The following is a 20,564-nucleotide window of genomic DNA, read 5'->3' on the forward strand; positions in this document are numbered from 1 at the left end:
ACATTGCACATCTAAGTTTTTGAATTGGTTCAATACTTTAGTGGAGGTGGCCATGTTAATTGGTATTTCACCGGTTATCGGACCGGAGTTATTGGATACCCTGTTCCGGATGGGCCATGGGGATGAAATTGTCTTAGCGGATGCCTTTTTTACGGGAGATTCACTAAATTCCCGTGTCATAAGAGCCGATGGCCTCAGAATTCCTGCCCTTTTAGATGGAATTTTGGCTCTTATAAATCTGGATTCCTATGTGGAGCATCCGGTTATTATGATGCAGCCCGTTCCGGGGGATGAGCTGGATCTTTCCGTAGAACGGGCTTATCGTGAGGTTATTGACCGCCGATGGCCCGGGACTCCTCCCACAGAACGGATGGAACGCTTTGCCTTTTATGAGCGGACAAAAAAGGCTTTTGCGGTGGTTATGACCGGAGAGACGGTAAAATATGGGAACATTATTTTAAAAAAAGGTGTTATTCCCGTTTAAGATGAGAGTGTAAACGATTACATGAATAGCATTGTTTTGCTTTCACAGTTTTTACCGATTCTCGTTTTAGTGCTTTTAGGAGCCCTGTTTGGGAAACGGGGCTTATTTACCGAAGCCATGATCGAAGGCTTTAAGCGGATAGTTACTTCCATCAGCTTACCGGCCCTGCTTTTTCTTGCCTTCTCTCACATCTCAGTAGAAGGCCGGCTATGGTTCTTAGCCTTGGCTGTGTTTGCTTCTTGTGCTTTGTTTGGGATTTTAGCTCATTTACCTGTGCGGTTCCTTGCATTACCGCGTACTTCAACCATGTTTTTGTTTCAAGGCTTTGAAGCTGGTATGCTTGGTTATGCTCTTTTTACTACCCTTTATGGAACCAAGGCCCTCCCTGCTTTTGCTTCTGCTGATCTAGGCCAAGTGTTGTATGTATTTACGGTCCTCATGTTCCAACTCAAGCGGGAAGATATACCTATATCTTCTCAGCCACATTCTGCTGCTGAACAAAGCAGACAGAGGGATAAAAAAAAAGTCGACGCAGCCCTTATCAAAATAGTAGTATTTATGCTTTCATCGCCGGTTATAATAGCAATTCTTGTCGGATTATTGTCATCGACCTTTGTGCCTTCTGCGAAAGGACTGCCCTGGGCGGAGGATGGTTTTTTATATCCACTTTTGAGCACCCTGGGATCGATGACTACTCCCCTCGTTTCTATAGTCGTTGGGTTTGGACTACGGGATCTTTCTTTAGATAGTCTGGGAAAGAGTTTCGTTTTAATTATAAGCCGGCTTTCTGCGGTAATTCTGGTTGGTCTCTCTATCATTATGTTTGTGTTGCCTGTACTGGGGTATGGCTCTCTACAGGCTCTTGCGCTTATGACCTTATTTATTCTTCCGCCGCCATTTATCATTCCGGTTTTTAAAAAAAGTGATGAAGATACTAGTTATATCAGTACTGTGCTTTCACTATATACCCTTGTATCGATAGTACTTGCGTTTATTATCGCCCTGATCTGGGGAAGTGGCAAAGGAGGGCTTCTGTGAGCCGAACGCAGCGGGCAACTGTTCGCGATGTGGCCACTCTTGCAGGTGTTTCTACCGCGACGGTATCCCGGGTCTTCGATCCGGCATATACACATCTAGTAGCCCAAGAGACCAGGGAGCGAGTTCTCGCTGCAGCAGAACAGCTTAATTTTAGCATTAACCATGTGGCTCGGAGTCTTAAAACCAGAGCTACAAAAACGGTGGCTCTCATCGCTCCTGAACTGGCCAATGATTTTTTCATGGAACTTATTGAATCCATGGACCAGGTTTTGGAAAAAGCTGGTTACACTTTGCTCGTCGCATCATCCTCTAATTCAGTTGCTGAAGAACAAAAACGGCTTACCCTTTTTGCTGAGCGTTTAGTGGATGGCATTGTTGTTATTCCCGCTGGAGCTCGGGGGGAACACCTGGAACGAATGAATCGGCAAGGTATGCCGCTCCTTTTGGTAGATCGCCTTGTAGAAGGCTGTGCTCTCGATGCGGTTCTTTCAGCGAACGAGGATGCCGCAGCGGCTTTAACAAGAGCTTTGCTCCAGGATGGTTACCGGCGGATTGCCTTTGTCGGAGGTGATATCAGCATTTCTACTGCTCGGGAACGGCTTGCCGGTTACGGCCGGGCTATGGCTGCAGCGGGATTACCTGCGGATGGCAGTCTCGTTCGCCTCGGAGGCATGGGTGTGGCTGATGGTTATATGAGAATGGAAGAAATTCTAAACAGTTCAGAGCCTCCCGATGCACTTGTAGCGGTAAACCTGCTGGTGCATCTTGGGATGCAAAAGCGGCTTTTGGAAGAATACCGCAAGGGCGAGTCTGTGCCACCTTTCGCAATAGCTGCCTTTGATAGAACAGATTATTCAGCTTTTTTGCCCCGTTGTGTGTACATTGCTGCTCAGGATGCAACTGGTCTTGGTGCTACAGCGGCCGATCGGATTCTTACAAAAATTAAAACTACCCAATCCCAAATCACTCCAGAGAAATCCCGGGGTTTGAATGTGCAGGAATTAGAGCCAGAAATAGTACGACTACCGGTAAAAATCTTACCGGCTGGTTTATAGATGGAGGTATTTGTATGGCAGATCTCGCTAGTCTCAAAATGAATCCCCCGGAAAATCGGTACCGGGGAGAGCTCCCTAAAATCGGAATCAGGCCGACGATTGATGGTCGGCTTGGTGGAGTCCGGGAATCCTTAGAGTCCGTAACTATGGGAATGGCAAAGGCGGCGGCAAAGCTGATTCAGGAGAATCTTAAGCATCCTAATGGTATGCCTATCCAGTGTGTTATCGCTGATAACACCATTGGAGGGGTTGCTGAAGCAGCTGCCTGTGCGGATAAATTTCGCCGGGAAAATGTGGCGGTCACACTGACCGTGACCCCCTGCTGGTGTTATGGCTCTGAAACGATGGATATGGATCCCCTCACGATTAAAGCAGTATGGGGCTTTAATGGTACCGACCGGCCGGGAGCAGTGTATTTAGCGGCAGTACTTGCAGCACATAATCAAAAAGGTCTTCCTGCTTTTGGAATTTACGGCCATGATGTACAGGACCTGCAAGATACGGACAAAATTCCACCCGATGTGGCAGAAAAAATACTTCGCTTTGCTCGGGCAGGCCTTGCCGCTGCGTGGATGCGGGGGAAAAGTTATCTTTCCATCGGTTCTGTGTCTATGGGTATCGCCGGTTCTATCGTCAATCCCGATTTTTTCCAAGACTATTTGGGAATGCGAACCGAATATGTCGATATGAGTGAGCTCGTCCGCCGCTTTAAAGAAAAAATTTATGGTGAGGCGGAATATAAACGGGCCCTCGAGTGGGTTCGAGCAAATTGTAAAGAAGGTCCTGACATCAATCCACCGGAAAAACAACACAGCCGTAAACGGAAAGATGAAGTCTGGGCAACTAGCGTTAAAATGGCCATGATAGTTCGGGACCTTATGGTAGGTAATCCAGACCTTAAGCGTAAGGGCCTGTACGAAGAAGCCCTGGGACATAATGCTATTCTTGCGGGCTTTCAGGGGCAGCGTCATTGGACCGACCATTTCCCCAACGGAGATTTTCTTGAAACGATCCTCAATTCATCTTTTGATTGGAACGGAATCCGTTCGCCTTACCTAGTAGCTACAGAGAATGATTCATTGAATGGTGTAGCCATGCTGTTTGGACATCTTTTAACCGGAACAGCCCAGATATTCTCCGATGTGCGAACCTACTGGAGTCCCGCAGCGGTTCAACGGGTAACGGGATGGAAGCCCGAAGGCATAGCGGCCCATGGGTTCATCCACCTGATTAACTCGGGGGCCACCACTATGGATGGCACGGGTAAACAACGTAAAGATGGGAAACCTGCCATGAAGCCCTTCTGGGAAATTACTGCCGAAGAAGCCGGGGCCTGTCTGGATGCAACTCTATGGCGTTATGCGGATCTGGGATATTTCCGTGGCGGCGGCTATTCTTCCGACTTCCTTACCGAAGGTGGAATGCCGGTAACTATGAGCCGCATTAACCTGATAAAAGGACTTGGTCCAGTATTGCAAATAGCCGAGGGAGTTACCGCCACACTGCCCGATCAAGTACACGATAAACTAGATAAGCGAACCAACGAAACCTGGCCGACCACCTGGTTTGTGCCGCGGCTTACTGGCACCGGGCCATTTAAAGATGTGCATTCTGTTATGGCCGCCTGGGGAGCAAACCATGGGGCTGTGAGCTATGGCCATATCGGTGCAGACCTTATTTCTCTTGCTGCAATATTGCGGATCCCTGTCTGTATGCATAACGTGGATCCCGCAAAGGTGTATCGGCCGAGTTACTGGAGCGCCTTTGGCATGGATAGCGAGGGCGCAGATTACCGGGCTTGCCAAGCTCTTGGACCGCTGTACGGCAAGATATAAAAAGAAGAAATTTCACAATAGAGCGGTGCCATACATAGGGCATTTCTGTGCATGGCACCCCTTTTTTGTATTACGATTCTAAATGATGTAAGCGATAACGGGAGGGGGCTATTCCGGTTAAATTCTTGAATACCCTGGAAAAATAGTTAGCATCTTCAAAGCCTGTTTTTAAAGCGATATCCGCAATGTCAGTTTCTCCGGATGCAAGATAACGCTTTGCTTCTTCGACGCGATACCGGTTAAGAAATTCTATAATCGTCTTTCCTGTCTCTTTTTTAAATAAACGGCAGAGATAGGATTTTGAAACTCCAACCACCTGTGCAAGGGTTGTAAGGTTTAATTTTTCCCGATACGTTTTTTTAATGAACTCAACCGAATGGGCTACCGCGGGGCTATAACCCTGGCCAGAACCAATTCGAGAAAGCTCGCAGTATTCATCGATCATACGATCTTGAATCTTATCTAGTTCTTCAATGCTTTGTGCCTTTTCTATAATGACTGCAAACCGGGACGAAATACGGTGAATATGAAGCGGATGAACCCCGCCGAATTCGATGGCCTTTCGCAGGAGGGTATTAAAAACAATAGCCAAGTTCTTATCAACCCGCAGTTCATCTTTACCCCGTTCTGGGAAACGGAATGTATTCCGATTTTCTTGTAGAACCTGATGCAGCGTTTGGGCATCTCCTGAGGCTGCAAGCCGTATCATCTCATTTTCAAGGTTATAACGATTTTGTATGCGTTCCGCTTCAGTTGCCAGATTTTTATTCTGTTCCATGTTCAACTCTGCCTCATGTGTATAATAAGATAAATATAATATAGAAAATATCAATATTATGCTAATATTATTCAAAATCAGTGGGACAATAAAGCATACACCTATGAGGAGGTATATGTGCTGTATCCACTGGTAACAAGTACCAGAACCGTCTTAGATTTGAACGGCATCTGGCGTTTTAAATTTGATCCCTTGCCGGGTCCGAATGGGGCGGGTTTTAACGCACGTTTTTATGAACATCCTTTGGAAGAAACCCAATTCATGCCGGTACCAAGTTCTTGGAATGATCTATTCGAAGATCAACGGGACCGGGAATTTGTCGGCTGGGTCTGGTATGAACGGGAATTTTATATCAGTCCCGCACAAGAGCATCAGCTAACCATACTAAGGTTTGGAAGCGCTACCCACCGGGCCCGGGTTTATTTGAATGGGAAACTGGTGATGGAACATGTCGGAGGTTTTACTCCCTTTGAGTCTCCGGTAGATCAATTCCTGGTAGAAGGTCAAAACCGTCTCACCGTAGCGGTAAGCAATATACTCGATTATTCCACATTGCCGGTTGGTACCTATACGGAACAGACTATACCAGGCCTCGGTACTTTTCATAAGGTAAGTCCAAACTTTGATTTTTATAACTACGCGGGTCTTCACAGGCCAGTACTCATCTACCGGATTTCCAAGACACATATTAAAGATATTGAGATTGTAACCGACTTTGAAGGTTCCCGTGGCATTGTCGATTACCGAGTCCAGCTTAATAATCCTGATGGAGCCCCAGCTCATCTTGAAACAATTGTAACCGTAGTGGATGAACAGTCCCGTCCAGTAGCTGAACAAGTAGGCATCAATGGGCGGATTTTTATTCCCGATGTCCGCCTCTGGAATCCCGGAGCCGCTTATTTATACCGGCTGCGGGTTGCGCTTAAGGCTGGAAATGAACTAGTAGACCTTTACGAAGAACCCTTTGGTGTACGAACCGTGACAATAAAAAACGGAGCTTTTTTAATAAATGGCAAGGCCTTTTATTTTAAGGGTTTTGGGAAACACGAAGACGCAGCGGTACGGGGGAGGGGACTGGATCAGGTATTAAATGTAAAGGATCTCAGGCTTATCCGGTGGCTGGGAGGCAATTCTTTAAGGACATCCCATTACTGCTATTCCGAAGAATTTATGCGGCTCTGCGATCAGGAAGGTATTGTGGTCATTGATGAGGTTCCCGCCGTAGGTTTAATGCTCGGTTTTAATTTTGATGTGTCGAGCATGATGGGAAATGGAGCAGAAAAACCCAAGACATGGGAAAACTTAAAAACTAAAGAAGCCCACCAAAACGTTATAGAAGAAATGATTATGCGGGATAAAAACCACCCTTCGGTGGTTATGTGGTCCCTTTCCAATGAGAGCGAAAGCTGGAGCGACGGGGCGGCTGAATATTTTAAACCCCTCTATGAATTGGCCAGAAAATTGGATCCCGCTAAACGGCCGGTAACTTCGGTTCTTATACAGCATAAGGATCCCACGGCTGATAAACTGGCTCCCCTTTCAGATGTCATCTGCCTGAATCGGTATTACGGTTGGTATTGGGCTGGGGGAGACCTGGAGGCTGCAAAGGTGTTCCTTGCTAAAGAGTTAGATGAATGGGTCCGCATGTATCCCGATAAACCCATCCTCTTTACCGAATACGGCGCCGATACGATCGCTGGTTTTCATGATACCGGTTCGGTCATGTTTACCGAAGAGTATCAACAGCAGCTCTATCAAACATATCACGAAGTTTTTGACCGTTATCCTGCGGTGGTGGGAGAGCAGGCTTGGAATTTCGCCGATTTTGCCACTTCCCAAAATGTGCTGCGCGTGCAGGGTAATAAAAAGGGCATATTTACCCGGGAACGGCAGCCAAAAGCCGCGGCCTTTGTATTTAAGCGGCGTTGGGAAAGCATACCGCATTTTAATTATAACAAGTGAGAGTAATACTTTAGGGGGTAAGAGAAATGAAAGAGACGGAATCAAAGATTGTGTATAATTCTGCAAAACCATGGCAGATTGGATTCTTTGTGTTAAACAATACGGCTACCAACTTATATATGTTCGCCTTTATGTTCGTATCATATTACGCGACAGGTATTGCGGGCCTCATGGTGGTAACCGTTGGTACCATTCTTACCATGATGCGGATTTGGGACGGGGTAACCGATCCGTTTATCGGGTATCTTATAGATAGGACAGAAACAAGGCTTGGAAAATTTAGACCCTTTATGGCCCTGGGAAACATCATTTTGGCCATTATGGCAATCATCATTTTCCAAACAACCCATCTGGTCCCAAAAGAATGGAGACTCCTCTATTTCATATTGATGTACGCCCTCTACATTATCGGGTACACCTTCCAAACCGCATGTACCAAGGCTGCCCAAACGGTGCTCACCAACAATCCAAAACAGCGGCCCCTGTTTACCCTGTTCGACAGTATCTATAACACTGCTTTATTCATCGGCGGCCAAATGGTTGTATCAGGTTACTTGGCTCCTAAACATAAGGGCTTTACTCAGGGATTTTTTAACGAATTTCTTTTCTATGTTATTCTGGTTTCTGCAATTTTTACGATTCTTTCTATTATTTCTATCTGGAAAAAGGATGTAAAAGAAAACTGGGGGCTAGCAAAATCAGAAAAAGTTCGCTTCAGGGATTTCTGGCCTGTTATTAAAAACAATAGGCCCTTGCAGATGTTAATAATTTCAGCATCTACGGATAAATTAGCGGCGGTTACAAAAACCAATGCGGTGACCACGGTTATTGTGTACGGAATATTAATGGGCAATTATGCCCTGTCTGGAAAACTCCAAATGATAACCGTTATTCCCACCATTCTGATCACCTTTTTAGGTATAGCCTATGCACGGAAATTGGGTTTAAAAAAAGCCTACGTCCTTTCCACTTGGATCGGTGTAATTCTGAGCTTTGTCATGTTTGCTTTCCTAAAGGGAATAGACATGAAAACCATAACCTTGAATCCATTAAGCGTGAATGCGATCATTTTCCTTGCAATCTTCTCGCTTATTGGTGGTGTTTCAGCGGTAGGTGGCAATATTGTTATTCCCATGATTGCGGATACAGTAGATTATGAAACCTACCGATCTGGGAACTACATTCCTGGTATGATTAGCACTATCTTTTCGTTCATTGATAAGCTTATATCGTCCTTATCCACCACCATTATCAGCCTCCTCGTGGCCCTTATCGGCTTTAAGTCTGAACTGCCGAAGGTAGACACTCCTGCTACAACGGCTCTCTTTTGGGTTGGAATGATTTTGTTTTTGGGTCTTCCCGTCTTAGGCTGGGTTGCCTCTCTTATTGCAATGCGGTTTTATAAACTGACCGGTACACGGATGCATGAAATCCAGCAAGCCCTTCATGATAAAAATATAGAAAGGAAAGCGGCGGTGTAACTCACGTGTTTGTTTGCTGCTCCCTCTAGCGGGGCAGAATTTCCCGTATCTTCTGGGCCAGCGCTTCCGCAAGTTTGCGGTGTTCGCTGGCTTCCAGATGTATACCGTCCAGGTCACTTGAGCGGATATGCTCACCGGCATCCAAAAAGTGGGCTCCGATCTCCCGGGCAAACTGGCGGTAGCGGGGAGACAGTTCCCTGGAAATCTCACCGCAGTCACCGAACATTGGTTTAAAGTAACTGAGTTTCGCAGTCGGCGGCGGACACACCATAATGACCTGCGGCTCTGCACCGGGCTTAAAGGCCTCGGGCCGCAGGGCTGCTTTTGCCACAAGCTGGGCTCCCCGGGCAATATCGTAGGCCGTCGGATTAAAACGTATCTTTAAATCGTTGGTCCCCAGCATAATAATGACCAAGTCCAGCGGCGCGTGACTTTGCAGGATCGGCAGGAGCTGCCTCAGACCGTTCTTGTCCCCCTCCATTGGGTCCTCTCGGCAGGTTGTCCGTCCGTTGAGCCCCTCTTCCACAACCCAGTATGCAGGATTGTCAGGCTCAGCATCGCTATTTAAAAGCTCCCTGAGTACACCGGGCCAGCGGGTCCTGTGGTCAAAACGGCTCCCTGTGGCCGGGTCAGCACCCCAGGTATTGGAGTCCCCATAGCAGAGTATTGTTTTCATGCCTTCCATGGTACCGCATCATCTCTGGCTGGGCAATTGGTTTGTCGCTCTGTTATAATGGGCCATGTTTATCCTCTCTGATCCACTCTTGGACATGCGGTTTAGTGACTATGGTATCCAGATCCCAATCCGGGACCAGCGAGCCCAGGCCGTTCTTGAGCATATAAGCCGCGTCTGGGCCGGTCCAAGCTCCTGCGTCTTTAACCTGCGCGCCGCTGCGGACCTTCTCGGAATCCCCGATGAGGACCGTGGGATACATCGGGAAGACCTGGAACGGGTCCACGATAAGTCCTTTGTGGAAGCCCTGTTTAGTGAAAAACTCGATGCGGAACTCATTAAGACCTATGAATTGATTGATGAACGGGGCCAGCCGAGGCGTTACCGTCCGGATCTAGCGGTGCGGCCTTTAAGTGCCCTATTTGAAACCATTCTGAACCAGGTCTGGGGCACCTATCTTGCCTGTCGGCTTGCCCTTGAGCTATCATCCAGTGCCTGTCAGGGACCCACAAATGCCGGTCCGGGCTTTGCCTACTTTTTAGGCGGGGGTATGCACCATGCCCGCCGTGATTCGGGCTCGGGTTTTTGCCTTGTGAACGACATTATGATCGCAGTGAAGCGGCTCATGGCAGAGGGGAAGGTTTCATCGGTGTGGATTATCGACCTGGATGCCCACAAGGGGGACGGAACCGCCGAACTGGCCGCCGGAAATTCATCAATCCGTACCCTCTCGATACACATGGCCTCAGGTTGGCCGCTGGACGAAGAAAGCCTCACTCACGCTGTGGCAGGCAGGGCCCCGCTTGTGCCAAGCGACGTGGAAATACCCATTCCGAGGAGTGGGGAAGCGTCCTATGTTCCGCTGCTTCGTTCAGGCCTTGCAGAGCTCGAAGCCCTTTCCCAGGGCAGGAAACCTGACCTGGCTATTGTGGTGGACGGCGCCGACCCTTACGAAAAGGATGAGCTGCCTTCCACGGCGGATCTTAAACTATCCCTCAAAACTTGTGTTGAACGGGACCGGCTCGTGTACGACTTTTTGCGGGAGCGGCACATAACTTCTGCCTGGCTCATGGCGGGGGGCTACGGGGAACGGGCCTGGGAACCGCCCGCCCATTTTCTTGCTTCCCTTGTAAGGCCCGTTGCAGCGGCGATCCTTGAACAGGACGGCAAGGTTCTCATTGCCCGGAGGGCGCCGGGGCAAAAGCAGGCGGGCCTCTGGGAATTCCCCGGCGGCAAGCTCGAAGCCGGCGAAACGCCTGAACAGTGTCTTGAACGAGAGATTACAGAAGAGTTGGGTGTAAAAATTAAGGTGGGCCCTTTTTTTGCAGAAAACCTCTATAGCTACAGAAGCGGAACCATAAGGCTCATGGCCTACCGGGCACGGGTTTTGGGCGGTCAGTTAAGGCTCGCCGTACACAGCGAAGTCCGCTGGGTCTCTCCTCTGGAGCTTCTCCAGCATGAGCTTTCTCCCGCGGATGTAAAGATCGCTCGGCTGCTTGCAGGGGAGCCCCTATGAGAGGTATAGGCCCCATCCTACCCCTTAATGACCACAAGCGGCCGTGAGCGGGCCACGGGGCGGGCAATGCCAGCATGCACAATAGGCCCCAGGACCTCTTCTACGTCCTTGTAAGCCCCGGGAGCCTCTTCCCTTGCGACCTTTTTGTCCGCCGCAAAGAGCTTGATGCGGTGCTTTTCCATTTCATGCCAGACGTCCTCGAACTCGTAGCGGCGGACCGCTTCGTTCCGGCTCAGGCGCCGGCCCGCCCCGTGGGCCGTACTGCCAAAAGTTTCTTCCATGCTTGTCTCGGTTCCCACCAGAATATAGCTTCCACGCCGCATGTCCCCCGGAAGCAGCACCGGCTGTCCGTACCGGGCATAAATGCCTTCCAGTTCTGGATGCCCCGGCGGAAAAGCCCGGGTGCCGCCTTTGCGGTGGACTAAAAGCCGTTTCCCTTCGTGAATCTCTTCCTTGGCAATGTTATGGGTCACATCATACACAAGGCTTACGGACCTCCCGGCCAGCAGGTCTGGGCAAACCTTTTCAAAGGCGGTCCGCACCTGGTGGGTAATGATTTGCCGGTTCGTCCAGGCGTAGTTCGCCGCGGCCGCCATGGCGGCAAAATATCGCCGGCTTTCGTCTGTCCAGTAGGGCAGGGCCGCGAGTTCGTGGTTGTACAGGGGAATCCGGTACTGATCCATTTTGTTCTTAAAAAGGTTGATATAGTCCGTAGCTACCTGGTGCCCTAGTCCCCGGGAACCGGTGTGAATCCAAACAACAATTTCGTTTTCCGCAAGTCCAAAGGCTTTGGCACAGTCCTGGTCATAGACAGTTTCGATATAGTCAATTTCAAGGAAATGGTTCCCCGCTCCGAGGGTCCCCAGCTCATCCCGGCCCCGTTCTACCGCCTTTTCGCTTACAAGATCCGCTTCGGCCTTATCAAGCCGGCCATGGCTTTCCATCGCTGCCCGGTCGGCTTCGGTGCCATAGCCTTCCCGGATGGTCCAAGCTGCCCCTTCGTTGAGGATCTTTTTCATTTCCGCCTTAGTAAAAGACCGGTGCCCTGTGGAACCCACACCGCTTGGAATGAGTGAAAACAGGACCTTGCCTAATTCATCTAACCGGTCCTCCAGGGCCTTTCGGGGAATGCCGGTGCGGAGCAGCCGCACGCCGCAGTTAATATCAAAACCGACCCCGCCGGGTGAAATAAGGCCCGAATCGGTGTCAAAGGCGGCTACCGCACCGATGGGGAATCCAAAGCCCTGGTGCATGTCGGGCATGCCGAGGGCATAGCGGTACAGGCCGGGAAGGCTCGCGACGTTCATCAACTGATCGATGGACTGGTCCTCTTCAAGCTGTTTTAGCATACCTTCGGTTGTATAGAGCCTGAGGGGCACTTGCATGGGGCCCCGGCGGGGCAGTTCAAAGACCCAGTCTGACTTTTTTTCGAAGGGGTATTTCATAGTTTCCCTCGCTTTTAGCTAAATTGAAGCTCTTTCAAAAGTGACCGACTTTTGAAATTGACATAATTCTAATACTTTTTTAGGTCTTTTTTAACATGAAAGGGAGAACCTTAGCATGGAGGTACTCCGATGCGTATAGCCTATTCCTGTGCTGGTGAAGGGTTCGGCCATGCGGGCCGTATGGTTGCACTGTATGATGATATGAGTTTTAGTCATGAGGTGATCCTGTATGTTCCAGAACCGGTAAAAGCCTTTGTTGCCAAAAAGTTGGCTGCACGGCAAGTCTCCCGGCCTGCTTCCCCGCAACCTCCTGTGGTGATTCGCAGCATCCCCTGTTTTACCTTTATTAAAAATAAAAATCGGGTGGAATATATTCGCACCGTTTTTCACAGCCTGAGGCAGGTGGTCCATTTTTACCCAGCCATACAGCGTCTTGCCCGGCAGCTCAAAAAAGATCGCATTCAGGCCGTACTCTCCGACTTTGAACCCTATCTTCCCTGGGCGGCCCGCCTTGCGGGTATTCCGGTGATTCAGATGAACCATCCAGGGATTATCCGCCGCTATGTCGATATGGATCCCCGAACCTGGGTGGCGGCCCTTGTGGCAACTCTCATGGAGGGGCCCTGGGATAAGCGGCTTTATGTATCCTTTTTCGGCGGCGATGTGGGTCCGGTGCTCAGGACAGAGCTGCTTTCCAAACCGGTCCGGGACGAGGGTTTTGTGGCGGTTAACCTTAAGGTGGAAAGCAGAAAGGAGATCCTCCCCCTGCTCAACGCAGTGCCGGGCCTGGTGTATCGGCTCTATCCGGCCCCCGGCGCCGATTTTGACGAGGGGCTGCGGAATTGTACCGCGGTTATTACTAACGGCGGGCACCAGACCCTCTCTGAGGCCCTGGCCCTCGGTAAGCCGGTCCTCTCCATACCCCAGCGAGGCCAGGCCGAACAGGAACTGAACGCCCGTATGCTCCAGGCCTCGGGGCGGGGCCTTATGGTCCGGAAGCTGGAAGACCTGCCAAACGGCCTGGCCCGCTTTCTCGGGCAGCTAGACAGTTTCCGGAAGCCCGCCGTCATCCCCGTAGGTTTCCGGTTCAAAGACAGCCGGCTTGAACTCATCCGGCGGATCAATGCGATTCTTGCAGACTTTGGGTCCGGCGCTGCTAGCGCTGCCAGCGCTATCGCCGTAGTTGATTACGCCGCCGATGCCAAAGCCGCCAACGGTTACGATGCCGGCGGCAAAGGCGGGGCCGCGCGCCTGGCGGTGTAGGGTATTACTACGCTGTCTTCCGTAGCTTGTTTTCCTTTTTACCTCCAGCCTTCATCGGCCGGTTCAGGAGGCTCTGCATCAATATGAATGCAAATATAAGAATCCCTACCACGATGCGGGTCCACCAGGAGCTCAGGGTCCCCTGAAAATTGATGATAGTCTGAATGGTTCCTAGAATGAGTACCCCCATAATGGAACCGCCAATTGATCCGACGCCGCCTGTCAGAAGGGTGCCCCCCATAACTACCGCCGCGATAGCGTCCATGTGCAGGTCTTTGCAATGCAGGGCATAGCCAGAAAGCATATAAAAGGTAAACACCACCCCCGCAAGTCCTGAACAGAAACCGCTCAGGGTATAGATAAGGACCTTGGTGCGCTGAACCGGAAGCCCCATAAGCAGGGCCGATTGTTCGGAGCCCCCGATAGCGTAGACCGTCCGGCCGAATCGGGTAAAGCGCAGGAGCCACCAGCCAAAAAGGGCGAACACAAGAAATATAAGCACATTGATAGAAATAAAATCTCCGGTAGGCAATTCTAAAGCCGCCATACTGACATCCCGGTACCATTCATTATCAATATTAATCGTATCAATACTGATAAGGTAACAGGCTCCGCGGGCAAAGAACATGCCCGCCAGGGTTGCGATAAAGGGCTGGACCTTAAAAAATTGTATCATCACCCCCTGAAAAGCTCCGATACCGGAAGCCGCGAGGAGCGCTATCCCAATAACGAAGGCGGGTGGTACCTCCTTGCGCAGGAGGTCTGCGGAAATCATAGTTACCAGTGCAACTACGGAACCCATGGAAAGGTCTATACCGCCAGAAAGAATAACAAAGGTCATCCCAACAGCGGCGATTCCCAAAAAGGCATTATCAATAAAAAGGTTGATGAACACCTGGAGGGACAGGAAATTGGGGTACGCTATGGAGCCTGCGGTGTACATTAGGAGAAAAAGACTTACGGTGACAATAAATGGCAGGTGTTTTCTGTCTAGCTTTTTCATAGGGCACCTCGCATCTGAAAGCCTTTACGGCCAAAACGGAACAGGGCACGGAAATTTTCCGACTGGAGCATGCTTACCAGAAATACCACCACCGATTTAATAACCAGGTTAACCTGAGGCGGTACTCCAATTGAATAAATGGTGGTAGTCAGGGTCTGGATAATCACCGCTCCCAAAATAGAACCGGCCAGGTTGAACTTGCCGCCATTCAGGGATGTGCCGCCGATGACGACTGCCAGGATGGCATCCAGTTCAAAGAGGTCCCCCGCGTTATTGCCGTCGGCGCTCTTCACGTTGGAACTAACCAGGAGTCCCGAAACCCCTGCGCAGAAGGCACAGAAAGCATAGGACCAAAATACGATCCGCTGTTCCTGTATGCCCGAATAGCGGCTTGCGGTCCGGTTAACCCCAATAGATTCAAAAAAGAGCCCCAGGGCTGTCTTCCTCGTTGCAAGAATAACGAGTATAAGGACCGCTAAGAGGACATAGACCGAAAAGGGAATGCCAAGCAGGGTCCCATTGCCGATGAAATAGTAGGGCTTGTAATAAATGGTGATGATTTGTCCGTTGGTCACCAGCTGGGCGATACCGCGGCCTGCAACCATAAGAATCAGGGTTGCCACGATAGGCTGTATGCGCAGCCGGGAAACTAAAAAGCCGTTCCACATTCCTAGAATCAGGGCCGATAAAAGCGCTGCAGCTATAGCGACGGCCATAGGCGTCCGGGTAACGAGGATCTGCTGGTTTCCTTCCAGGACCAGTTCACCGCCAATGAGGTACGCCGCGATGGCCCCTGAAATGGCGACTACAGAACCAACGGAAATGTCGATGCCTCCGGTTGAAATGACAAGGGTAAGGCCGATCGCGATAATACCGATGTAGGTCGACCGGTTTAAAATATCAATAAGAATGCCGGAAAACCGTTCATGTTTCCATTCTATGACAAAAAAGCCCTTGGTGAGGAACGCATTAACTAATAACAGCAGGACGAGGACCATGAAGGGCCAAAACAAAGACGATTCGTTAATTCGCTGCAGCTTGTTTTTCATATTCCGTATCCTCCTGGGCGATCATGCGCATAATGGTGTGTTCGTTAATATCCTTGCCCTCAACTTCGGCAATCTTTTTTTTGTCTCGGAATATGGCAACCCGGTCGCTGACGGCGACCACTTCTTCCAGTTCCGATGATATAAACAGTATCGAAAGCCCCTCATTCCGCATTTGTATAATCCGCTGCAGGATTTCGCTTTTTGCGGCCACATCAATACCCCGGGTCGGTTCATCTAAAATAAGAATGGCGGGCCGTGTCGCAAGCCAGCGGGCCAGGAGTACCTTCTGCTGGTTTCCCCCGGAAAGGGTTTTAACCGGCCGCTCTGCATCTGGGGTCTTAATGCCCAGGTCGTTAATGAACTGTTTTGCCAGTTCGTCCTGGGTTTTCCGGGGCAGGTACTTCAGGATTCCCTGTTTTGCCTGCAATGCAAGAATTATGTTTTCCCTGATGGAAAGGTCTCCAATGAGTCCTTCTGTTTTTCTGTCTTCCGGGCAGAATCCCATGCCGTTCATGATGGCATCCTGGGGATCCAAAAGGGGAATTTCTTTTCCGTCCCGGTACACTTTTCCTTCCAGGGCCCGTTCGGCTCCGAAAAGGAGTTTTGCGGTCTCGCTGCGGCCTGAACCGAGAAGCCCCGCAAGCCCAAGGATTTCTCCCTTTTTAAGACTTATGGTTATGGGCTTAAGAAACCCTGGCCGTCCTAAACCTTCTGTGCGCAGGAGCTCTTCGCTGCCCTTATTCAATTTTAATTCCTGCCTGGTCGATGCGGCTGCAAGTTCTGCTGGATCCTTACCGACCATCATGCTGATAAGTTCAAGTTTGGATAATTCCGCTGCTCCTCTGGTTCCGATATATTCACCGTTACGGAGCACCGTAATGCGGTCAGACACGGCATAGACCTGGTCAATAAAGTGGGTGATGAACAGAATCGCCATGCCTGCATTTTTTAGCTTTCGTAAAATAAGAAAGAGACGTTCCACTTCAGCCTCATCCAAGCTGGAAGTCGGTTCATCTAAAATTAAAATATCCGATTTCACACATAGGGATCGTGCGATAGCGACCATTTGCTGTACCGCCAGGGAATAGGATCCCAGGGGTTTTGCAGGGTCCAGATCCAAATCGAGTTTTTCTTTGATTATTTTTTTAGCTTCCGTAAATAAGCGTTTCCACTGTATGCCAAAGGTATTCCTCGGTTCTCGGCCTAAAAGCAGGTTTTCTGCTACGGTTAAATTAGGACAGAGGTTAACCTCCTGGTATACGGTTGCGATTCCAATGTCTTGGGCATGTTCGGGGGATTCAACTTTTATGCGCTCACCCCGAAGATATATCTCTCCTGAGTCCGGTTGATATACACCGGTCATTATTTTTATCAATGTGGATTTCCCAGCTCCGTTCTGTCCCATGAGTGCATGGATTTCTCCCTGCTTAAGAGAAAAATTAACCTGCGAAAGGGCCCGTACACCGGGAAAGTACTTTGAAATGTTCACCATGGAAAGAATATCCGTATTCTCCATGCGGTTATCTCCTTTGTAAAAAAGGCGTTCCGGCAAGTGCCAGAACGCCCGTAAAGCCTATGGATGTTCAGAACAGAACTGCTACCGCCTCAGCGGTACCCGCTATGTGGTATTACTCGCCGAAGTGGCACTCGCTATGCGGCACTACTCGCCGCATGGCTCAACCATGCCTGTTAGTACTTCCGGGACGGGAATACCTGGGCCGCAAATTCTGCGGGGTATACACCTTCGTTGGTAACAATCCGTTTGGGCAGGCTCTTGCCCGCTACCAGGTCTTTTACAGCTGCCATGAGCTGTTCACCGAGCAGGGGCGAGCATTCTACGGTGCAGTTAAGTTTGCCGGCGATCATGGCTTCGAAAGCACCTTTTACTGCATCAACAGATACGATAATGATGTCCTTCCCTGGTTTGAGTCCGAATTCTTCAATAGCCTGGATAGCGCCAATAGCCATATCGTCGTTGTGGGCATAGAGGACGTTGATATTTTTACCTTCAGCCTTCAGGAATGCTTCCATGACTTCCTTTCCCTTTGCACGGGTAAAGTCGCCGGTCTGGGAACGGATGATTTTATAATTGGGGAAGGGTTTCAGCATTTCTTCAAAGCCCCGTTTGCGGTCAATGGCCGGGGCGGAACCAACGGTGCCCTGCAGTTCCACGATGTTGACCGGTTTGTCGGTGTGGAGGTAACCCATGAGCCATACGGCAGCCCGCTTTCCTTCCTCCACAAAGTCAGAACCCATGAATGTTACATAGAGACTGTCATCTTTTACCGCCACAGCCCGGTCGGTCAGAATGACGGGGATTTTAGCCCGTTTGGCTTCCTGCAGCACCGTTTCCCAGCCGGTTTCGACCACTGGGGAAAAGGCGATAACATCCACTTTTTGGGCGATAAAGGAACGGATGGCCTTAATCTGGTTTTCCTGTTTTTGCTGGGCGTCGGCGAATTTCAATTCAATGCCCGCTGCAGCGGCAGCAGCCTTGATTGAGTCGGTGTTAGCGGTCCGCCATTCGCTTTCTGCGCCGATCTGTGAAAAACCAAGGACGATTTTTTTGCTTTGAGCAAAGCCGTTCAGAGCTACCAGGGTGATGAGTGCGCACACTCCCGCGAAAACTTGTAGGGATTTCTTCATACATGCCTCCTTTGTGGGACTTGTTGATAGTGTTATTGTCCCACCGGATACGGCATTTGTATTTAGACGATTCGGCAAAAATGTGTACGATACTGCACTAAGTTACCAACCCTAATAGCGCCGCTTGGGCAGCACTGCTCGGGCCACTTCGGCGGGAAAGACTTCTTCGCTCGTGATGATCCGTGTCGGAAGTTCCTTTCCATCAAAATAATCCTGGATAACCTTCATAAGCTGAGGCCCTAAAAGGGGAGTGCATTCCACGGTGCAGTTGAGCTTACCTGCTATCATGGCCTGGAAGGCTTCCTTGACCGCATCTACCGAGACAATGACAATATCCTTTCCCGGATTAAGGCCCGCTGCCTCTATGGACTGGATGGCTCCCAGGGCCATGTCGTCGTTATGGGCAAAAAGCACATCTATCCGGTTTTGTTCTGTTTCAAGAATTCGTTTCATTACATCCCTGCCCTGATCAAAATAGAAATTGGCGATTTCTGATCGGATAATACGGTATTCCTTATGGGCCGCCAGGGTTGTTTCAAATCCCCGTTTACGATCCAATGCAGGGGCAGATCCAACGGTACCCTGAAGTTCCACAATATTGATGATTCCGTCCGGGGTGGGATGCTGCTGCATATACGAAAGGAGCCAGCGGGCAGCCCTGCGGCCCTCTTCCAAAAAATCAGAGCCGATAAAGGTGGCCCAAAGACTGTCATCCTTTATGTCCACTTCCCGGTCCGAAAGTATGACCGGGATGCCCGCTTCCTTTGCTTCCTGCAGGACCGGTTCCCAGCCGGACTCTACGATCGGAGAAAAGGCAATAATATCCACTTTTTGCCGTATAAAACTGCGGATTGCTTCTATCTGTTTTTCCTGTTTTTGCTGTCCGTCGATAAAAATGAGCTCGATTCCCGCATCTCGAGCCGCATCCTTTATAGATTTTGTATTCGTCAATCTCCATCGGCTTTCGCTCCCTACCTGGGCAAAGCCGAGCCTAATAGGTTCCTTGTTTGACCGGGGGTGCCGGAAAGATGCATAGGGATCTACATTTGTATTGACCGTTTCGGCGGTAATTTTTCTTGTCCGCAGGTATATTTTCTTTGGGATTCCCGGTTTTTTTTCTAAAATATCCCATGCATAGTTTACCGCTTCTTTCCCCCCCGTGGGGCAGATAAAGGTCGCCGTAAGCAGCCCCTTTCGTACTAGTTCAAGGCCGCCATTCGCCCCCTCCAGGCCGTCGACACCGATAAATTTGATATTGCTAATCCCCGCCTTTTTAGTTGCAAGGATTGCCCCATAGGCCATTGCATCGTTCTGGGATACTATAACGTCGGGGATGGGACTTTTAGCGAGCAAAGCCGACAGAGCGTCTTCGGCCTGGTCCCGGAGCCAGTCGGCAGTGACCGTTTTGGTGAGCCTAATGCCTGGATGCCGCTCAATTTCCTGTCGCAGCCCTGTACTGCGATCTATGGTGGGGGGCGAACCTGCCCTTCCTTGTATCTCCCACACGGTTCCGCCGCTTTTTCCCAGAAGTTCCGATACCGAGCGTCCCGTTTCCCGGCCGATCAACTGGTTGTCTGGGCCGATATACAGCGTATAGTCGTAGCCTTCCACCGCCCGGTCCAACACAATGACCGGAATGGTTTTATATGCTTCGGTTACGACAGGGGTGAGCACCTGCGAATCTGTAGGCGAAATAATAAGCAGGTCTATGCCATAGGCAAGGAGCCGCCTTACATCATCAACCTGGCGCTCACTTGAATCGACCGCATCGGTAATGACTACCCGCATGTCAGGGTATTGTTTCGCCTGTTGAGTAATTTCTTCGGTCATGCTGATGCGCCAGGGTTCCGAAAGGTTTGCCTGGGAAAGGCCGATGAGTTTTCCCACTTCCTGGTCTACCTTCTGGTATGAGGTTAAGGGCAATATGTTTACAAACCAAAGCAGAAAGACAGAAACAACCATAATCCCCAGGGCAATCAGAATAAAAGAGGGCTGTGGGTACCCTTTCATTGTGGGTTTCCTCCCTTGCGGTATTCTACGGGAGAGATTCCCAGTATTTGCTTAAAAGCCCTGCTAAAGTAGTGCTGGCTGCGGTATCCTACTTTCTCCGCAATCTCATACACTTTCACCGCCGGATCGGCTAAAAGCTGCAGGGCGTGCTGAATACGGATCCTGCCCACATATTCTACAAAGGAGTAGCCCGTAGCCTGTTTCATAAGCCTGGATAGATATCCAGGGCTTATCTCCAGTTCCGTGGCGGTTTCCTCAAGCGAAAGATCCGGATACTGGTAGTTTTTTTCGATATACCCTTGGGCAAGCAATACAAAGGTCTGGTA

General features: G+C 50.0%; 17 protein-coding genes. 8 read left to right on the forward strand and 9 right to left on the reverse strand.

The genetic code is table 11. From position 1 onward, the window contains the following. The 4 genes from fucU to Q7P68_RS12105 form a co-directional block, all read left to right on the forward strand. Positions 1–484 (forward strand): L-fucose mutarotase (fucU, locus tag Q7P68_RS12090; RefSeq protein WP_304226038.1); only part of this gene is annotated, 484 nt, incomplete at its 5' end. A 21-nt stretch (positions 485–505) separates the two neighbouring features. Beyond that, complete coding sequence (locus Q7P68_RS12095; RefSeq protein ID WP_304226040.1) at positions 506–1,522, forward strand: AEC family transporter; 1,017 nt, start codon at positions 506–508, stop codon at positions 1,520–1,522. Beyond that, positions 1,519–2,577, forward strand: a complete 1,059-nt coding sequence (locus Q7P68_RS12100) for a LacI family DNA-binding transcriptional regulator (RefSeq protein WP_304226042.1) — start codon at positions 1,519–1,521, stop codon at positions 2,575–2,577. The genes Q7P68_RS12095 and Q7P68_RS12100 overlap by 4 nt, the downstream gene beginning before the upstream one ends. Before the next feature lie 14 nt (positions 2,578–2,591). Continuing rightward, positions 2,592–4,412, forward strand: a complete 1,821-nt coding sequence (locus tag Q7P68_RS12105) for an L-fucose isomerase (protein ID WP_304226044.1) — start codon at positions 2,592–2,594, stop codon at positions 4,410–4,412. A gap of 70 nt (positions 4,413–4,482) precedes the next feature. Here the strand turns inward: Q7P68_RS12105 and Q7P68_RS12110 are convergent, their stop codons facing one another. After that, positions 4,483–5,190 (reverse strand): helix-turn-helix domain-containing protein, encoded by a 708-nt coding sequence (locus tag Q7P68_RS12110; protein ID WP_304226046.1) that lies wholly within the window; start codon positions 5,188–5,190, stop codon positions 4,483–4,485. A gap of 117 nt (positions 5,191–5,307) precedes the next feature. Between Q7P68_RS12110 and uidA the strand changes: the two genes are divergently transcribed. Beyond that, positions 5,308–7,152 (forward strand): beta-glucuronidase, encoded by a 1,845-nt coding sequence (gene uidA / locus Q7P68_RS12115; protein WP_304226048.1) that lies wholly within the window; start codon positions 5,308–5,310, stop codon positions 7,150–7,152. A gap of 26 nt (positions 7,153–7,178) precedes the next feature. Then, a complete protein-coding gene (locus tag Q7P68_RS12120; protein ID WP_304226050.1) occupies positions 7,179–8,633 on the forward strand; it encodes an MFS transporter in 1,455 nt (484 codons plus the stop codon). A 25-nt stretch (positions 8,634–8,658) separates the two neighbouring features. Here the strand turns inward: Q7P68_RS12120 and Q7P68_RS12125 are convergent, their stop codons facing one another. Continuing rightward, entirely contained in the window at positions 8,659–9,309 is a 651-nt protein-coding gene (locus Q7P68_RS12125) for an SGNH/GDSL hydrolase family protein (RefSeq protein ID WP_304226052.1), read from the reverse strand. A 64-nt stretch (positions 9,310–9,373) separates the two neighbouring features. Here Q7P68_RS12125 and Q7P68_RS12130 point away from each other — a divergent pair, with 64 nt between their 5' ends. Then, positions 9,374–10,822, forward strand: a complete 1,449-nt coding sequence (locus tag Q7P68_RS12130) for an NUDIX domain-containing protein (RefSeq protein ID WP_304226054.1) — start codon at positions 9,374–9,376, stop codon at positions 10,820–10,822. A 17-nt stretch (positions 10,823–10,839) separates the two neighbouring features. On the opposite strand, the gene Q7P68_RS12135 is transcribed toward Q7P68_RS12130, so the two are convergent. Continuing rightward, the gene (locus Q7P68_RS12135) at positions 10,840–12,267 is read right to left on the reverse strand and encodes an RtcB family protein (RefSeq protein ID WP_304226056.1); all 1,428 of its coding nucleotides are present in this window, start codon (positions 12,265–12,267) and stop codon (positions 10,840–10,842) included. Positions 12,268–12,396: 129 nt separating this feature from the next. Between Q7P68_RS12135 and Q7P68_RS12140 the strand changes: the two genes are divergently transcribed. Next, entirely contained in the window at positions 12,397–13,530 is a 1,134-nt protein-coding gene (locus Q7P68_RS12140) for a glycosyltransferase family protein (protein WP_304226058.1), read from the forward strand. Between the two features lie 7 nt (positions 13,531–13,537). Here Q7P68_RS12140 and yjfF read toward each other — a convergent pair whose 3' ends face one another. From yjfF to Q7P68_RS12170, 6 genes are all read right to left on the reverse strand, one after another. Further along, positions 13,538–14,533 (reverse strand): galactofuranose ABC transporter, permease protein YjfF, encoded by a 996-nt coding sequence (gene yjfF / locus Q7P68_RS12145; RefSeq protein ID WP_304226060.1) that lies wholly within the window; start codon positions 14,531–14,533, stop codon positions 13,538–13,540. Beyond that, the gene (locus Q7P68_RS12150; RefSeq protein ID WP_304226062.1) at positions 14,530–15,582 is read right to left on the reverse strand and encodes an ABC transporter permease; all 1,053 of its coding nucleotides are present in this window, start codon (positions 15,580–15,582) and stop codon (positions 14,530–14,532) included. The genes yjfF and Q7P68_RS12150 overlap by 4 nt, the downstream gene beginning before the upstream one ends. Beyond that, a complete protein-coding gene (locus tag Q7P68_RS12155) occupies positions 15,557–17,098 on the reverse strand; it encodes a sugar ABC transporter ATP-binding protein (RefSeq protein WP_304226064.1) in 1,542 nt (513 codons plus the stop codon). The genes Q7P68_RS12150 and Q7P68_RS12155 overlap by 26 nt, the downstream gene beginning before the upstream one ends. Before the next feature lie 173 nt (positions 17,099–17,271). Next, positions 17,272–18,228 (reverse strand): ABC transporter substrate-binding protein, encoded by a 957-nt coding sequence (locus Q7P68_RS12160; RefSeq protein ID WP_304226066.1) that lies wholly within the window; start codon positions 18,226–18,228, stop codon positions 17,272–17,274. A 111-nt stretch (positions 18,229–18,339) separates the two neighbouring features. Further along, a complete protein-coding gene (locus tag Q7P68_RS12165; protein WP_304226068.1) occupies positions 18,340–20,238 on the reverse strand; it encodes a substrate-binding domain-containing protein in 1,899 nt (632 codons plus the stop codon). Next, positions 20,235–20,564 (reverse strand): helix-turn-helix transcriptional regulator (locus Q7P68_RS12170; protein WP_304226069.1); only part of this gene is annotated, 330 nt, incomplete at its 5' end. The genes Q7P68_RS12170 and Q7P68_RS12165, both read right to left, overlap by 4 nt.

It is taken from the genome of Gracilinema caldarium, assembly GCF_029265695.1.
GTDB lineage: Bacteria > Spirochaetota > Spirochaetia > Treponematales > Breznakiellaceae > Gracilinema > Gracilinema caldarium_A.

Excerpts from the sequence above, each read along its gene's own strand:
- Q7P68_RS12095 (WP_304226040.1), top strand. The coding sequence starts at position 506 with ATGAATAGCATTGTTTTGCTTTCACAGTTTTTACCGATTCTCGTTTTA.
- Q7P68_RS12105 (WP_304226044.1), top strand. The coding sequence starts at position 2,592 with ATGGCAGATCTCGCTAGTCTCAAAATGAATCCCCCGGAAAATCGGTAC.
- Q7P68_RS12110 (WP_304226046.1), bottom strand. The coding sequence starts at position 5,190 with ATGGAACAGAATAAAAATCTGGCAACTGAAGCGGAACGCATACAAAAT.
- Q7P68_RS12120 (WP_304226050.1), top strand. The coding sequence starts at position 7,179 with ATGAAAGAGACGGAATCAAAGATTGTGTATAATTCTGCAAAACCATGG.
- Q7P68_RS12125 (WP_304226052.1), bottom strand. The coding sequence starts at position 9,309 with ATGAAAACAATACTCTGCTATGGGGACTCCAATACCTGGGGTGCTGAC.
- Q7P68_RS12130 (WP_304226054.1), top strand. The coding sequence starts at position 9,374 with ATGTTTATCCTCTCTGATCCACTCTTGGACATGCGGTTTAGTGACTAT.
- Q7P68_RS12135 (WP_304226056.1), bottom strand. The coding sequence starts at position 12,267 with ATGAAATACCCCTTCGAAAAAAAGTCAGACTGGGTCTTTGAACTGCCC.
- Q7P68_RS12140 (WP_304226058.1), top strand. The coding sequence starts at position 12,397 with ATGCGTATAGCCTATTCCTGTGCTGGTGAAGGGTTCGGCCATGCGGGC.
- yjfF (WP_304226060.1), bottom strand. The coding sequence starts at position 14,533 with ATGAAAAAGCTAGACAGAAAACACCTGCCATTTATTGTCACCGTAAGT.
- Q7P68_RS12150 (WP_304226062.1), bottom strand. The coding sequence starts at position 15,582 with ATGAAAAACAAGCTGCAGCGAATTAACGAATCGTCTTTGTTTTGGCCC.
- Q7P68_RS12155 (WP_304226064.1), bottom strand. The coding sequence starts at position 17,098 with ATGGAGAATACGGATATTCTTTCCATGGTGAACATTTCAAAGTACTTT.
- Q7P68_RS12160 (WP_304226066.1), bottom strand. The coding sequence starts at position 18,228 with ATGAAGAAATCCCTACAAGTTTTCGCGGGAGTGTGCGCACTCATCACC.
- Q7P68_RS12165 (WP_304226068.1), bottom strand. The coding sequence starts at position 20,238 with ATGAAAGGGTACCCACAGCCCTCTTTTATTCTGATTGCCCTGGGGATT.